Origin of the sequence: Methyloferula stellata AR4 (assembly GCF_000385335.1) — a bacterium.
GTDB lineage: Bacteria > Pseudomonadota > Alphaproteobacteria > Rhizobiales > Beijerinckiaceae > Methyloferula > Methyloferula stellata.
In genome coordinates this window covers 2,659,067-2,674,712 of the sequence record NZ_ARWA01000001.1, presented here as the reverse complement: position 1 = coordinate 2,674,712, position 15,646 = coordinate 2,659,067, and the positions used below count along the sequence as shown (strand labels likewise).

The following is a 15,646-nucleotide window of genomic DNA, read 5'->3' as shown; positions in this document are numbered from 1 at the left end:
GTTCTTTAGGCGACGTCCAGGTGCTCGTGCTCAAGATCCGCAGGCACAGCATCCACGACGATAACCTCTTTCGCACCGGCTCCGATCAATTCCGCCTTGATCTTCGCTACTGTCTCGGACGCATCCGGAGGCGCGGAGACCAGAACGGCGTCGACTTGCGCGGCCAGGAGCTTGGCCATGTCGTTGCGCTCGAGCGGCGGGGTCATCAGGAGAATAAAATCGTAGGTCTGCGCCAGAGCTTCGAGCACGAGGTCGAAATCGCCGAAGTCGAAGCTCTCATGGCGGCCGGCCGAAATGAAGTGAAGCCTAGAGGCGTCGTCTCGGCGAATGACTTCAGCAAAGGACGCCTTGCCGCAAAGAAGATCGGTGAGGCCCAGCAGGTCTTCGTTCGGATGACCGTCCTCCGACCATGAGGCGAAGAGCGGATCGAAATTGGCTGGATGGCCGTCAAGATCGAGGATGATCGCATGCCCGTCCTGCGCGAGCTGGCGACCGATTGCGATCTCAACGCCGCTCGCGACGTCGGCGCGGGTCAGCCCCGTCGTGACGATACACATCCCGTCACCTTCCTTTTGTTTTCCTGCGATCTGCGCCGCAAAAGCCGCGGCCGAAAGCGCAATCGCATCGCTGCGCACCTCCGGCGCATCGGGAGGATCAAGCGAAGGCATGTCCACCCGCGGTTCGACGGCCATCGCGCGGCTGAAGACGGGTCCACCGCTTGCGGCCTCTGTCGCTGCCCGCGGAATGCGGTCCTTGCCGACCATGACGCGGCCCGAGAGAAGCTCGCCCGCCGTGATCCAGCCTGACGTCCCGAGGAAGGTCGCCAAAGTCGCGAAGACGATCAAAGGAATCTTTTTCGGATAGGAAGGGTCGTGTGGCACGACAGCGCGGGAGATGATGCGCGCATCGGACGGCGTCGCGGAGGAATCCTCCTGGGCGAGCGCTTCCTGATATTTCGTCGTGCTGCCTTCGAGCTGATCCTTGTAGGCGTCGGCGATGCGCTCAAGCTCGTGCAGATGAACTTCATCCGTATTGGCGACGCCCGCCGTCTTCTTTTGCTGGCTTAGCACCGATTCGAGATTGGTAACTCTGTCACCTGCGATGCGCGCCTCGTTTTCAAGCGCATGCTCGGTCTGTTCGCCCGCGGCACGCAATGCGGAATCCAGCTCGGCGACCTGGGCGTTCAGCTCCTTGATACGCGGATGGCCCGGCAGCAAGGTCCGCAATTCCGAGGCAAGCAGGGCGCGGACGGAGACCCTCTGCTCCGCGATACGGCGCACGAGATCATTATTGGCGACATCCGGAATATCGGAAATGCGGCCCTTTTTGATCATGTCGCGAATGAACGAGGCTTTGGCCTGAGCATCTGCCTGGCTCGTGCGCGCCTTCGACAATTCGGTGTTGAGCTCGGCCAATTGCTGACCCGTAATGGTCATATTATTGGTGCCGGCAAGAAGACCGGAACTCGAACGGAACTCCTCGACTTTCGCGCTTGCCTCAGCGAGCTTGCCGCGCAATTCCGTGGTCAGCGTCTGCAGCGATGCCGCCGCGGCCTTCGCCCGGGCGCGTTTCGCATCGGCCTGTTCCTTGAGATAGAGTTCGGCGACCTTGTTCGCGGCTCTCGCGGCAAGCTCCGGATCGCGCGATGTGAAGTCGATCGTGATCACGCGCGTTTTCGTCGGCGAAAAGGCGGCAAGCCTTTCTTGAAACGCTTCGAGCATCCTTTCTTCCGGCGACAAACGGGTCGGGTCGCGCGCGACGCCGAGCAGAATCAGGACCCGCGACAAAGGCCCGATTCCCTTGGCCAAAGGATCGAACTCCGGATTGCCTTCAAGATCGAGCACCTTGATCGCGCGGCGCGCGAGATCCCGCGATGTGATAAGCTGAAGCCCGCTGTTGACCGCCTCGGGGTCAATCAGAATGGTATTGTCCGCCTGAGCCTGGTCCTTTTGCGGGCGGGTGAAAAAGTTTTCCTGATTTTCGAGAAGAACTTGCGACTCGGCCGTGTATCTCGGCGTCACCAGCGAAACGATGAGCCAGGTCAGAAAAAACGCCGCGCAGGTCGGGATGAGGATGAAGGCCCGTTTGCGGACGAGAATCGCCCATAGGGCGCGTATGTCGATCTCGCCCGAGCGTTCCTCTCGACTCTCCTCAGAACCGAATCCGCTCTCCATCCCTCTGCTCCACTAGATCACGACGACTTTGGATGGACTTCGTGACGGCTTCTCCGCCAGGGGACACCGGATCGACTCGATCTTCCCTGGGCGTGCCCGCATGACCGATCCGAGGCGCATTTCCGGCAGACGATCTGACCAGCCGCGCCCCGGCACGGGCCCCATCAAGCAGAGTTATGGTTGCAACCAGGTTAATACCGGCCCGCAAACCTTAAGAGAGAGCATTTGTTAACCATGATTATCTAAAACTTCCTGGAGCGAGTGAGGCGTTTCAGTGACCGGATTTTAACCCACGGCAGGGACCATGCGGCTTGTCTTTTTAACTCTTTGCCTCGCGATGTCGGTGATCCTTGAAAGTTGCGCCGTGCCTCAGCACGTCCCCTATTTCGATGTCGATCCCAATGCCCCATATACTTTGGGGAGCGGCGACCGGCTTCGCATCATCGTGTTCGGGCAGGACTCGCTCAGCAACTCCTATGCGGTCGATGGTTCGGGCCATATTTCCATGCCCCTGATCGGCATTGTCGAGGCGGAGGGCCTGACGACGGCTTCGCTCGCAAGGCGCATCGAGGCGCAGCTTCGCAACGGTTTTTTGCGCGATCCCAAGGTGTCGGTCGAGGTCGAGGCTTACCGGCCCTTCTTCATTCTCGGCGAGGTCACGACGCCCGGCCAATATCCTTTCGTCAGCGGGATGACCGTGGAGACAGCCGTGGCCATAGCCGGAGGCTTCACTCCGCGTGCCTTTAAAGGCGGCGCCGATTTGAACCGCGTTATCGACGGACAGCCCTTCACTGGCACCATACCGATCACCCAGCTGGTGCGCCCCGGCGACACGATTTACATACACGAGCGGTTCTTTTGAAGGTGAACATGGATCGGTCGACAGCCATGGAAAGGACCGGGCAAGCCGAGCCGAAGCTTCGCATTCTTCATGTTTTGCGTGCCCCGGTCGGCGGGCTCTTCCGGCATGTGATCGATTTGACGCGAGAGCAGATCGCCCAGGGCCATGCCGTCGGCATCGTCGCCGATTCGACGACAGGCGGCGATAAGGCCGCGGCAATGCTCGAAAGCTTAAAGCCGTCCTTGGCTTTGGGGCTTTTGAGAATTCCGATGTCCCGGCAACCGAGCCCATCCGATCTCGTGACGGCCATCAAGATCGCGCGCTATGCGCAGAGTCTCGCAATCGACGTCATCCATGGCCATGGCGCCAAAGGCGGCCTCTATGCGCGCTTCCCGGGTCTTTGGCCCGGCTCGTTTACGGCCATACGAGCCTATACGCCGCATGGCGGAAGCTTCAGCATCACCATGCCTTATCAGCTGCAGCGTCTCTACATGTTCGTTGAGCGGCTTTTCGAACCCTTCACGGATGCCTATCTGTTCGAAAGCTCGTTTGTCGCCAGGCGTTTCGCGGAATATGTGGGAAAGACGCATGCCGTGACCCGGATCATCCCAAATGGCATCAGCGCCGCGGAATTTGCGCCGGTCGAGCCGCTGCCGGGCGCAGCCGACCTGCTTTATGTCGGGGAGCTCCGCCGGCAGAAGGGCGTCGAGCTCCTGATCGATGCCATGGTCGAGCTGACCAGCGTACATGGCCATAGGCTGCGTCTTCTCTTGGTTGGGCATGGACCGGACGAAGAAAAATTTGCCGCGCGCGTAAGTGCGCTCGGCCTTGAAAACCAGGTCACATTCGTTGGCGCCATGCCGGCACGCGAGGCCTTCAAACACGGACGTATTCTCGTCCTGCCGAGCCGCGGCGAATCCTTGCCCTACATCATTCTCGAAGCCGCCGGTGCTCAGCTTCCCATTGTCGCAACCAATGTGGGCGACATTGGAAACATACTTTCGCCTTACCGGGACCGCCTCGTTCCGGCGAATGATCTCAGCCGTCTAGTCGCGGCGATGCAGGACATGCTCGAAAAGAGCCCGGCCGAGCGGCAGCGGGAGTCGGCAAGCCTCGCAGCTCTCGTCGCCGAACGTTTTACGATCACGAATATGGTTGAGCAGGTTCTTGCCGTCTATCGCGAAGCGATCGAACGCAAGTCCGCGCGCCAGGCCAATTCGAAACCATCTTTCGCACTTCTCTCTTGAAAGTACCGAGGCATCCAGATGGCCGCCTTTTCCGTCGATGATCTGAGACATGTGGATCAAAAGGCCCCGGGGGACGAAGGCGCGCCCGCTCCCCGTCCCGCCGAGCTCTCCGCGCTCGCCGAGAGCCTCGCCACTTTTGCGACACCTCCCGCCTATTCGCGAATCGTTCTCGTGGGCGCCGTGCGGATTCTGGAATTCGCCTTGGTCGCTTTGACCGGCTTTCTGGTTCATATGAGCCATGTCGCTCCGGTGCGTGGCATCGAAACGGCCTATTTGATTACGATTCCATGCATTGCCGCGCTGACGGTTGTCATGTTTCAGGTTCTCGGCACCTATCGGATGAGCGCCTTGCGCTTCTTCGCCAAGGAAAGTTTGCGTGTGGCGACCGGCTGGACGCTTGTTCTGCTCATCTCGCTCGCGGTCTTCTTCTTTCTCAAGCTCGAAGATGTTTTTTCGCGCGTGTGGCTCTCGGGCTGGTTTCTCCTGGGACTAACCACACTTCTCGCCGAACGCGCGGCGCTATCGCTTTTCATCGATCATTTGACCAAGACAGGCCGGCTCGAGCGCCGCACGGTGATCGTCGGCGGCGGCCCTGCGGCCGATCTGTTGCTCGAACAGCTCGCGCATCAGCCGCATTCGGATCTGCGCATTTGCGGTGTCTTCGACGATCGCACCGACGAACGCTCGCCCGACATGGTTGCAGGCTTTCCGAAGCTCGGCACGGTCAACGACCTGCTTGAATTCGCAAGACGCGTCCGGCTCGATCTTGTGATCTTCACGCTTCCCATTTCGGCCGAGGCGCGTTTGCTCCAGATGCTGCGCAAACTCTGGGTCTTGCCGGTCGATATCCGCCTCGCCGCCCATATGAACAAGCTGCGCTTCCAGCCGCGCGCCTATTCCTATATCGGCACCGTGCCTTTGCTCGACGTGTTCGACAAGCCGATCGCCGATTGGGATATCGTCCTCAAATATCTGTTCGATAAAATCGCCGGAACTCTATGCCTCATCGCGGCCGCGCCTATTATGCTTTTGGTCGCGCTGGCGATCAAACTCGAGTCCAAAGGCCCAGTCCTGTTCAAACAAAAGCGCTATGGCTTCAACAATGAGTTGATCGAAGTTTTCAAATTCCGTTCGATGTATTGCGATCAGCTCGATTACAATGCGAAGAAACTCGTCACGCGCGACGACCCCCGCGTGACGCGCGTCGGGCGTTTCATCCGCAAGGCCTCTCTCGACGAACTGCCGCAATTCTTCAACGTCGTTTTCAAGGGCAATCTCTCGATTGTCGGCCCGCGCCCGCATGTCATGCACGCCAAGGCCGCTGAGCATCTCTATGACGAAGTTGTCGACGGTTATTTCGCCCGCCATCGCGTCAAGCCGGGCATCACCGGCTGGGCGCAAATTCACGGCTGGCGCGGCAGCACGGACACGCCGGAGAAGATCCAAAAGCGCGTCGAATGCGATCTTTATTATATCGAGAACTGGTCCATTCTGCTCGACCTCTATATTCTGTTTGTCACGCCCTTCGCGCTTTTGAAAACCGAGAACGCCTATTGAGGCGGAGCGCTCCTTAAAGCCGGCACGAGTGAGAGATAGAATGGCGGTCGAAAAATGGGCCTCTTGCCTCGTGGCCGCCGCAGGTCTTGCGGGTGCCGCGGGCGTCGCCGAGGCTGCCTATGCGGCGCATCAATCATCCGAGCCGCTGCTGCAGGTCTCGTCGCATTTCCTTCTGCTTCACGCCGCGGCGGTCATCGCCATCGCGGCCTTCGCTTGTTCCTTTCCGCAGAAGCCGCGATTGATGCTGAGCGCGGCCTCGCTGCTGCTCTTCGGCTGTATCCTCTTTTGCGGCGATCTGTCCGTCCGCGCCTTCGCAGGCTCACGGCTCTTTCCGATGGCCGCGCCCTTGGGCGGCAGCTCGCTGATCATCGGATGGCTTGCCACGGCCGTAGCAGCTCTTCTGCTTTTGCGGAAACCGGCGTCGTAAGGCGTTCTTAGAGCGTTTTCGAGCGAAGTGGATACCGGTTCGCGTGAAGAAAACGCGTCAAAAACAGAATCACAGAGCCTCGGTTCTGATTCCATCAGAACCGAACAAGCTCTATGTGTGAAGGACGCGCCCATAAGCGTCGAGCACGCTTTCGTGCATCATTTCAGACAGCGTCGGATGCGGGAAGACGGCCTGGATCAATTCTTCCTCGGTCGTTTCGCAATTCATGGCGATGACGAAGCCTTGGATCAATTCGGTGACTTCGGCGCCGACCATATGCGCGCCAAGAAGCCGCCCGGTCTTGGCATCGAAGATCGTCTTGACGAGACCGTCCGGCTCGCCGAGCGCGATCGCCTTGCCGTTGCCGATGAAGGGAAAGCGTCCGACCTTGATCTCGAAACCTGCCTCCTTGGCCTTGGCTTCGGTGAGGCCGACGGAGGCCACTTGCGGTTGGCAATAGGTGCAGCCGGGAATCATCGCTTTGTCGAGCGCATGCACGGGCAAGCCCTTGATCGCCTCGACACAGATGACGCCTTCATGCTCGGCCTTATGCGCGAGCATCGGCGGCCCGGCGACATCGCCTATGGCATAGACGCCCTTCACATTCGTGCGGCCATAACCATCCGTTTTGATGATGCCGCGATCGATCGCGACGCCCAGAGCCTCAAGCCCCAGATTTTCGATATTGCCAACGACGCCAACAGCGGAAATCATGCGCTCGGCTTCGATCACTTGCGATGCGCCCTTCTCGTCGGTGACGGTCGCTACGATCGAATTGGCCTTCTTCTCGACCTTGGTGACTTTGGTCGAAGTCAGAATCTTGATGCCTTCCTTTTCGAAACGCTTACGGGCAAGGGCGGCGATCTCCGCATCCTCGACCGGCAGGATCTGCGGCAAAACCTCGACGACTGTCACCTGCGTGCCCATCGTCTTGTAGAATGACGCAAATTCGATCCCGATTGCACCGGAGCCCATGACGATGAGCGATTTCGGAAAGGCCTCAGGCACCATGGCTTCGAAATAGGTCCAGATCAGTTTGCCGTCAGGCTCCAGGCCCGGCAGGACACGCGGCCGCGCGCCGGTCGCAACAATAATATGAGCAGCCTTGTAGAGGTCCGGCGGCAGGACATTTTTCGGAACCGGGTTTTGCGGCTGCATCGGTGCTTTCTTCGAGGCGGTGACGGTCACTTCGCCCGGCTTTGAAATCGCCGCCTCGCCCCAGATCACATCGACTTTGTTCTTTTTCAGAAGAAAACCGACGCCGCCGTTCAATTGCGCCGAGACGGCGCGCGAGCGCTTCACGATGGCGCCCGGATCGAAGCCAAGCTTGCCCTCGATCACGAGACCGTAATCCTTGGCTTGGTTGGCATAATGGAAGATCTCGGCCGAGCGCAGCAGAGCTTTGGTCGGAATGCACCCCCAGTTGAGGCAAATGCCGCCAAGATGTTCGCGCTCGACGACTGCCGTCTTCAACCCCAACTGGGCCGCGCGCAGAGCCGCGACATAGCCGCCAGGGCCGCCACCGATCACGATAATATCGTAGGATTTATCCGCCATCCCGTTTCTCGATCCGTCAAATGTCAGAGTGACGATTTGAGATCAAACCGCGCGGCGGATTTTTCAAGTCTTTCTTTCGGCGCATGATTTGTCTGCTGGCTTTATCTAGCCGATCGGCGGATCGGAGTCATGCATGGCGCAACACCGGCGAAATCACATCATGTTTAGACGTGTTCCACGGCGACAATCCCCGGAATGGCCTTCAAGGCGCCGGCCATATCGGTCGAAACCTGATATTTGCCCGGCAATTTGACCTCGATTTCGTCGTCGCCGCGCATGAGGATGAGCGAGACTTCCCCGTCGCCCTGCCTTGTGAGACGCTGGGCGATCGAGGCCAGAGGCGCTTCGTCGCGCAGGAAGACCCGCAATCCCTTTTGAATGCGCCCCGCGGCTATGTCCAAAGGCTCGGCCGAAATGATGCGGGCGCGCACATCCTCGCCTTCGACATTGGCCTGCAAGCCAAGCAGCAAAGCCGCGCCCTTCACAAGCAGATCGCGATAGAGATTGAGGCCCTCCTGAAACAGGATCGCTTCATATTGGCCGGATTGATCCGACAATTGGACGATGCCCATTTTCGTGCCGGATTTCGTGCGCCTTTCCTGCTTGTCGAGCACGATCGCGGCGAGCCGCCCGGCCGAGGCGCCTTGTTTCACGCTGCGAGCGAAATCGGTCCAGCGCGTCACATTCAAGCGGTTGAGGATCCTCGCATAGGCATCGAGCGGATGACCCGACAAAAAGAAACCGACGGCATCGAACTCGCGGCGCAGGCGCTCGGCGAGCGTCCAGCCGGTCGACTTCGGCAAGGCCAGTTCATCGACGGTCTCGATGGCAAAGAGCGCATTTTGCCCGGCGCGGCGCTCTTCGTCGCGGCGCGACGCGCAGGCCATGAGGGTCTCGATCCCGGCAAAGACCCGCGCGCGGTCTTGCTCGAGCGCGTCGAAAGCGCCGGCCGAAGTCAGACATTCGAGCATCCGCTTATTGACGTCATGCGGGTTGATCCTGGCGGCGAAATCGGCGAGATCGCGAAAGCCTTGCGCGCCGCGCGCGGCGACCAGCGCCTGCGCCTGCCCTGCCCCGACGCCCTTGATCGCCGACAAGGCATAATGAATGGAAAGCTCGCCCGAGCGGTCCTCGACCTCGAAATCGACGCCAGAACGCGTCAGCGACGGCACTTCGACCTTGATGCCGAGGCGGCGCGCCTCGTTGCAGAATTCGGCGAGCTTATCGGTGTTCGACTTATCGAGCGTCATCGACGCGGCCAAGAACTCGACCGGATGATTGGCCTTGAACCAGGCCGTCTGATAGGCGATCAGCGCATAGGCCGCCGCATGGCTCTTGTTGAAGCCGTAATCGGCGAATTTGGCGAGAAGATCGAAAATCTCGTCGGCCTGCTTCTTGACGAGGCCGCGCTCCACCGCGCCGGAGACGAAGCGGTCGCGCTGCGCGTCCATCTCGGACTTGATCTTCTTGCCCATGGCGCGGCGCAATAGATCGGCTTCGCCAAGCGAATAGCCGGACAGAACCTGCGCGATCTGCATCACCTGTTCCTGATAGATGATGACACCGCAGGTCTCTTTCAGGATGGATTCGATTTTGGGATGAATGTAATCGGCGTCTTCCTCGCCGCGCTTCACCGCGCAATAGGTCGGAATATTGGCCATCGGGCCCGGCCGGTAGAGGGCAACAAGCGCGATAATATCTTCGAATCTATCGGCATGCATTTCGACAAGCGCCTTGCGCATGCCGGCACTTTCCAATTGGAACACGCCGACCGTCTCGCCGCGCCCGAGCATTTCGAAGGTCCTGCGATCGTCGAGCGGAATTTTGGCGAGATCGATCTCGATCCCGCGTTTTGCCAAAAGCTTGACGCAGGTCGCAAGCGTGGTGAGCGTCTTCAGCCCAAGAAAATCGAACTTGACGAGGCCCGCGGGCTCGACCCATTTCATGTTGAACTGCGTTGCCGGCATATCGGATTTCGGATCGCGATAGAGCGGCACGAGTTCTTCGAGCGGCCGGTCGCCGATGACGATGCCCGCCGCGTGGGTCGAGGCATTGGAATAAAGCCCTTCGAGCGTTTCGGCGATCTTCAGCATTTGCGCGACGCGCGGTTCCGCCTCGGCCGCCTCGCGCAGGCGCGGCTCGCTTTCGATGGCCTGTTTCAGATGCACCGGCGCCGCCGGGTTCTGCGGTACGAGCTTCGCCAGCTTATCGACCTGGCCGAGCGGCATTTCGAGCACGCGCCCGACATTGCGCATCACGCCGCGCGCCAGAAACGAACCGAAGGTGATGATCTGCGCGACCTTATCGGCACCGTAGCGATCGCGCACATAGCGGATCACTTCGTCGCGCCGGTCCTGGCAGAAGTCGATGTCGAAATCCGGCATGGATACGCGTTCAGGATTAAGGAAGCGCTCGAACAAGAGCCCGAAGCGGATCGGATCGAGATCGGTGATCGTCAGGGCATAGGCGACGAGCGAGCCCGCGCCCGAGCCGCGCCCCGGCCCGACCGGAATGCCCTGCTGCTTCGCATATTGGATGAAGTCCGCGACGATCAGAAAATAGCCCGGGAATTTCATCTTCACGATGACGTCGAGCTCGAAATTCAAGCGCGCCCAATAATCCTCTTCGGAAATCCCCGGCGCGCGGCCGAGCCTCGAAAGACGCAGCCGCAGGCCTTCTTCGGCCTGCCGGCGCAGCAGACCCGCCTCTTCTTCTTCCTGGGCGGCGGGATTTTCCATCGACGTGCCGAAGCGCGGCAGGATCGGTTTGCGCGTCAAAGGCCGGTAGGCACAGCGCAGCGCGATCTCGACCGAGTGGCGCGTCGCCTCCGGCAGATCGGCGAAAAGCTTGCCCATTTCGGCGCGTGTCTTGAACCTATGCTCGGGCGAAAGCTGCCGGCGCGTCGTATCGGCGAGCACGGTGCCTTCGGCGATGCACATCAAGGCGTCATGGGCTTCATAATCGGAGGTTGCGGCAAAGAATGGCTCGTTGGTGGCGACGAGCGGCAGGCCATGGCTATAGGCCAGATCGAGGAGCTGGGGCTCGATCTCGCGCTCGCTCATCAAGCCATGACGCTGCAGCTCGATATAGAGCCGCGACGGGAAGGCCCGTTCGAGCCAGGCAAGGCGCTGGCCCGCGATCTCCGGCCGCCCGGAAGCCAATGCCCGGTCGAGCGCACCGCCCGGGCCGGCCGAAAGCGCGATCAGCCCACGGGTTCGTCCTTCAAGGCGTGCGCAAGAGACATGCGGCGTGTCGCCCGGCGCCGGATCGAGCCAGGCGCAGGAGGCCAAATGCATGAGATTTAAATAGCCGGCCTCGTCCTGCGCCAGAAGCACGAGCGCGGCGCGCCCGGCGCCCGTCTCTTCGCCGCGCGGCGCGAGCTGCGCGCCGTCGCCAAAATCGACGGCGAGCTGTAGCCCGATGATCGGCTGCACGCCCTCCTTGGCGAGCTTTTCGGAAAACTCCAAAGCGCCGAAGAGATTATTCGTGTCGCTGATCGCCAGCGCGGGCATGGCATCCGCCACCGCGAGCTTCGCCAATTTGGCGATCGAGAGCGCGCCCTCGCGCAGCGAGAAGGACGAATGGACATGCAGATGCACGAAGCCGACGGCATCGAGCAAAGCCGGCTCTACGATCTGCCGCGCATCCGGCTGCGGCACGGCTTCCGCGGGATCAGGAAGAACAAGGGTCACGAGGCCACTCCACCGAAGCGCCGGACAGTAGCTTCAGGCCGCGCCCCAAAGAAGCACCGGCCCAAAGTTCTCAACAAGATGCGGCCTCTCAGGCGACGGCCGCGATCAGCGCCAGAAGCGCCGCGAGAGACATGAGCTCGGCGAAATCCTCAAACATACGCAACATAGGAACACTCCCTGACCGATGTTGCGTTTATGTTCTATTTTTGTTCTTTTGTCAACACTACCAGGCGCTGGGTAGTGCATCAGTTTGAAATCTGTCCCTTTAATCGCCCGCTCGCCTATTCCTCCGCTATGCTTACGGGAAAGCATGGAGGTGCGACCATGGACCTAGATGCCACAATCATGGACACGCTTGGGTCTACCGACCAAGCGCTGACGTTTGAGGAGGTCGTCAAAGGCGTCGCGCAGAGGTTAGAGCCGCAGATCAGAGAAAAACTCAACGAGTTGGCAGGCAAAGATCATATCAAGCGCCACCAGGGCGGCAAAGATCAGCCTTGGCGCTACCAGGCCAATCCGATCACGCGCCGGAATTTGAATTAAGCCTGAGAACATCGTCGGTTGTTGTCGCAGTTTCTAAACTGAGACAGTACCCTGTTTTTCAAAGATCGCGCCCACGACCCACGATACGCGAGGATATTAAATTGGCGACATTCAAGAAAATCAGCAAAGCCGACATGAGCACCTATAAAGTGACGCTCGTTCCGATGCTGCGGGACGACAAAACAATCGCCGGCCGCGTCACCGCCATCGTGATCGGGGATTGCGGTTCCCTGGACGTCAGATCGACCGTGCCCGACGACCCCTCGATTTCGGAGGCCTTCGAACAAGCCTCCGGATTTGCCGGAGCAGACGGCATCATCGGTGTCTATGACCCGGAAGAGCTATGGGCGCCTGAATGGCCGCCGCTCGTGTAATCGAGCGCCCAGGGATCATAGCAACAGACCGATCTTCGATGGTGTCATGGCAGACCAAGCCCCAGGGTCATATTTTATAAGCCGCGGCTTTAGGCGCATCTTTCTTCGCATCGATCAAAGCCTCAATATCTTGCATGCTCCAAAGCCGATCAGAGATGCCAGCGTCGGCGGGACGCTTTGGCATTTGGGTCCTCTAGGCATCTACTGTTCTACCTGATTTTTCTCGCGCTCAACGCGCGCCGTAACGACCCTTTTTATACAATCCTGAATGTGCTCAGAGTCTGTTTGGGTTGGGCTTTTTGGATGCTCCTCAAGACAAGCTATCATCGCTAGATAATCTGAATAGCGCATCATCGCACTGTCCGGAGAATCAGGCCCGTTTGCGGCAATAGACGTTGTAAGCAGAACAATCGCGGCCAGCACCGCACCCTCCATGCTTTCCGCTAAGCATACCGGAAAGACATAGGGTTCGGCGAGCGGGCGATTAGAGGGACAGATTTCAAACTGATGCACGACCTCCCACGAGGCCTATCCTCGGACTCTGTGGAGCCATTTTGCTTATGAAAAAATGTTCCACCATCTATTTTTATTCGCCGCCGCCGCCGCCGCCGCTTTCTGTAGCGCTTCCAACTCCCGCGCGAGATCCAATGCTTGTCTTTCAGCGGTCTCGGCCCGTTCCAGGAGCTTAAAGGCAGACGCCGTAATAAAATTATCGTAGACGTTTGGAGGCACGAGAAAGGCGTTACGAAGCTCTTCGTGTTCCTTAGCCACGAAAAATCTATTGAGCCCATCGGAATAAACGAAGCAGTAATTTGCTTTACAAAGCAGATCTTCCCATGGCTGGTAGAAATTCACCATCGGGTCCGGGCCATGGGCTTCGCCAATGATGATCCATGGCCGCCATCGTGTGAAATCGGCGCCTTCAAAAACGGCAAGCTCGCCGCCTTCCACATCGACTTTTAGAAAATGAATGTCTCGGTCTTTGACATAGGTGCTGCAGACATCACGCAGCGTTGTTGTCGTGAGAGACTGCGAGATCACCTCACGTCCGCTTTCCTTGTGAAGAGCGGCCATATCTGGATTGAGCGTTGCGAAAGCTTCGCTTTCAGTGATGAGAAAAAGCGGCGCCTCGCCAGCTTCTTTCCAACACGCGGTTTTCAGATTGATATCGCGCGGCCGCGAAGCCTGAAGCTGCTCGAATGGATAGTCGGTCGGCTCGATATTTATGCCCGACCAGCCGCGATCGTAAAATGCCTTGGTGACGGATTCCGCTTCAGGGAGATTGGCGCCGACATCGATATAGAACCCGTTTTCGATAGCCTTTAGTGCGCGCCGAAGCATTACATCCTCAAAATTTTGAGCGTAGCTTATAAATTTCATCTTATTATCCAAACTTCAGAACAAAAAAATACGTTATTACGCAGCGTATAATATAGAAAAAACTGGGTAGTATCTCGGTTTGAAGAACTAACGAAAATGCATACTGTGAAGGCGACAGTTTCAATCTCGTAGATAGCCCGGCGGACCGCGCCCATGCACAAAATTTTCGCGATCCTTTTTCTCGCAACCAGCCTTGCCGGCTGCGGCTTGATCAGCATGCTGATGGACGGTTTCAAACATGTGAAGGCCGTCGGAGAGGACCTTGAACAGGTGACCGGACTAAAACCGGACGTCGGGTTCCACTGGACGAACGGCACGCTCGAAGTCGTGACGGTGACTTTTCCGCGCGTCTATGACGCCAAACCCTTAAGCGAGCTTTCCGAAGCGGTCCGCTTCGCCGTCCTCAAAGAGTTCAAGCAGACGCCCGAAAAGCTCGTGCTCGGCTTCTCATTGGGCTCCGCGGCTTCGGGTCAGTCGGCACAAATCGAATCGGCGCCTTAACGCCTCTGCCTCAGGCATCGTGAGCCATATTCCAAATCACGCCCGCGGCCCGTTCGCAATCCTCCGCGCTATAGGGCACTTCATAGGCCGTCTGGATGCTGGCCAAAGGCGCCTTCAGCGCATGGACGGAGTCGAGCTCCAAAGCCTGCCAAAGCACATCCTTCGCAAGGCGGCGCAATTCCTCGGCGTCCATATTCGCCGGCACGCCCAATTCGAGAAGCTCCCGTTCAACGATCGTGATCTGATCCATCGCGCCAACTCCCCCGTGTTTCCGCCCAAGCATGCGGTGAGACATAAGATCAGCATGTCATGGATCAATTATGAATAATCCGAAAGAAGGTTCCATCGCTGGCTGACCGCGGCCAAACAAAAGCCCCGCCGGCTGGAGCCGACGGGGCCTTGTGTCAGGCTATATGCGGCCTAAAGCGGTGGGCGTTCGCATCAAATTCGGTCCGGTGCTCTTGAGTCTTTTAATCGCATCGGGTTGGTCCGAAAACCGCTTCGCACTTTTCGGCCCGATGCTCAGTAGCCGTTGCGATCATAGCCATAATAGCCATAATAGCCGGGCGCGTTGAACACGCCGCGGTACGTGCCATCACCATAGGGCCAATTCCGATAGCCGAAATTCGTGCTGGCCTCTTCCATGGGCACAGCGGTGACGCCGAGCGGACCGTGAAGGACCGGAGCGCCGCGATAGGCCTGTGCATCGGCCGGCGACAGAGTCGCGATCGCAGTTGCGCCGAGCGTGAGTGCAGCCGCACTGGCCATCGCGAGGGTCTTTAAAGTTTTCATCAATAGATTCCTTCTCTTACCGTTACGCACAAGCGGCATGTTGCGCTCGCGAATTGGTTCTCAAGCCCCCCACTATGTCGCAGTGCAAGGCAGAGCTTCGCGACGACACGTCAATTGTGCCGAGCGCGCGAGACAAAGGCGGATGTTTTGAGCTTAGACCCCGCACCAGCCGGGCTTGCTGGGGTCGATCAAATATGTGCGAACGGGACTATGCCGCTGATGGCGATGACCGCCGGTTCAGGTGCGCCGCTACGTAAAATTATCTAGCAGAAGATCCAGCTCAAACGCTGCGATGTGCACGCATCGCGGCGACGCCAGGCTCAGCCTTCCGTCTTGTTCGCACGGTCCGAACTATAGACGAGCACGAGATCCTCCTCGAAGATCTTGAACGACGTGGCGCTGCCCCAGGAAAATCTGTTCGTCTGCATCAGAATATGCGCGGCTGTGATGGCGTCCGGCAGACGATCGCCTGGGAATGTCAGTTTTTCCGGTCCCGCCTGCGTGCCATCGGGCTTCGTTCCATAAAAATCGATCGCATACATGCGGCTGGTCATACTCCAT

At 58.9% G+C, this 15,646-nt stretch carries 15 protein-coding genes; 7 read left to right on the top strand and 8 right to left on the bottom strand.

The features are described from left to right. Positions 1-5: 5 nt before the first annotated feature. Positions 6-2,174 carry a GumC family protein gene (locus tag A3OQ_RS0113155; protein ID WP_020175865.1) on the bottom strand — a complete coding sequence of 723 codons (2,169 nt, stop codon included), beginning with the start codon at positions 2,172-2,174 and terminating at the stop codon, positions 6-8. Positions 2,175-2,478: 304 nt separating this feature from the next. Between A3OQ_RS0113155 and A3OQ_RS0113150 the strand changes: the two genes are divergently transcribed. From A3OQ_RS0113150 to A3OQ_RS0113135, 4 genes are read left to right on the top strand one after another with little or no spacing between them, the layout of a single operon-like run. After that, positions 2,479-3,036, top strand: a complete 558-nt coding sequence (locus tag A3OQ_RS0113150) for a polysaccharide biosynthesis/export family protein (protein ID WP_020175864.1) — start codon at positions 2,479-2,481, stop codon at positions 3,034-3,036. A gap of 8 nt (positions 3,037-3,044) precedes the next feature. Next, the gene (locus tag A3OQ_RS22315; protein ID WP_020175863.1) at positions 3,045-4,262 is read left to right on the top strand and encodes a glycosyltransferase family 4 protein; all 1,218 of its coding nucleotides are present in this window, start codon (positions 3,045-3,047) and stop codon (positions 4,260-4,262) included. Between the two features lie 18 nt (positions 4,263-4,280). Beyond that, positions 4,281-5,819, top strand: a complete 1,539-nt coding sequence (locus A3OQ_RS0113140; protein WP_020175862.1) for an undecaprenyl-phosphate glucose phosphotransferase — start codon at positions 4,281-4,283, stop codon at positions 5,817-5,819. Positions 5,820-5,859: 40 nt separating this feature from the next. Continuing rightward, a complete protein-coding gene (locus A3OQ_RS0113135) occupies positions 5,860-6,246 on the top strand; it encodes a DUF423 domain-containing protein (protein ID WP_020175861.1) in 387 nt (128 codons plus the stop codon). Positions 6,247-6,357: 111 nt separating this feature from the next. On the opposite strand, the gene lpdA is transcribed toward A3OQ_RS0113135, so the two are convergent. Continuing rightward, positions 6,358-7,803, bottom strand: coding sequence for a dihydrolipoyl dehydrogenase (gene lpdA, locus A3OQ_RS0113130; protein ID WP_020175860.1), 1,446 nt, complete (start codon positions 7,801-7,803; stop codon positions 6,358-6,360). A gap of 164 nt (positions 7,804-7,967) precedes the next feature. Then, entirely contained in the window at positions 7,968-11,423 is a 3,456-nt protein-coding gene (gene dnaE / locus A3OQ_RS0113125) for a DNA polymerase III subunit alpha (RefSeq protein WP_152428634.1), read from the bottom strand. Between the two features lie 396 nt (positions 11,424-11,819). Between dnaE and A3OQ_RS0113120 the strand changes: the two genes are divergently transcribed. Then, complete coding sequence (locus A3OQ_RS0113120) at positions 11,820-12,038, top strand: hypothetical protein (RefSeq protein ID WP_020175858.1); 219 nt, start codon at positions 11,820-11,822, stop codon at positions 12,036-12,038. 101 nt (positions 12,039-12,139) lie between these two features. Then, on the top strand, positions 12,140-12,412 hold the full coding sequence (locus A3OQ_RS0113115; protein ID WP_020175857.1) for a hypothetical protein: 273 nt from the start codon (positions 12,140-12,142) through the stop codon (positions 12,410-12,412). A 201-nt stretch (positions 12,413-12,613) separates the two neighbouring features. Here A3OQ_RS0113115 and A3OQ_RS0113105 read toward each other — a convergent pair whose 3' ends face one another. Both A3OQ_RS0113105 and A3OQ_RS0113100 read right to left on the bottom strand, forming a co-directional pair. Then, complete coding sequence (locus A3OQ_RS0113105; RefSeq protein WP_152428437.1) at positions 12,614-12,925, bottom strand: hypothetical protein; 312 nt, start codon at positions 12,923-12,925, stop codon at positions 12,614-12,616. Positions 12,926-12,970: 45 nt separating this feature from the next. Next, complete coding sequence (locus A3OQ_RS0113100; protein ID WP_026595796.1) at positions 12,971-13,792, bottom strand: FkbM family methyltransferase; 822 nt, start codon at positions 13,790-13,792, stop codon at positions 12,971-12,973. A 153-nt stretch (positions 13,793-13,945) separates the two neighbouring features. On the opposite strand from A3OQ_RS0113100, the gene A3OQ_RS0113095 reads away from it, so the two are divergent. Further along, the gene (locus tag A3OQ_RS0113095; RefSeq protein ID WP_020175853.1) at positions 13,946-14,293 is read left to right on the top strand and encodes a hypothetical protein; all 348 of its coding nucleotides are present in this window, start codon (positions 13,946-13,948) and stop codon (positions 14,291-14,293) included. A 10-nt stretch (positions 14,294-14,303) separates the two neighbouring features. Here the strand turns inward: A3OQ_RS0113095 and A3OQ_RS0113090 are convergent, their stop codons facing one another. The 3 genes from A3OQ_RS0113090 to A3OQ_RS0113080 all read right to left on the bottom strand — a co-directional run bounded on the left by A3OQ_RS0113090 (position 14,304) and on the right by A3OQ_RS0113080 (position 15,639). Beyond that, positions 14,304-14,543: a hypothetical protein gene (locus tag A3OQ_RS0113090; RefSeq protein WP_020175852.1), complete on the bottom strand. Its 240-nt coding sequence runs from the start codon at positions 14,541-14,543 to the stop codon at positions 14,304-14,306. Between the two features lie 272 nt (positions 14,544-14,815). Next, positions 14,816-15,085, bottom strand: coding sequence for a hypothetical protein (locus A3OQ_RS0113085; protein ID WP_152428436.1), 270 nt, complete (start codon positions 15,083-15,085; stop codon positions 14,816-14,818). 320 nt (positions 15,086-15,405) lie between these two features. After that, entirely contained in the window at positions 15,406-15,639 is a 234-nt protein-coding gene (locus tag A3OQ_RS0113080) for a hypothetical protein (protein ID WP_152428435.1), read from the bottom strand. Positions 15,640-15,646: the final 7 nt, after the last annotated feature.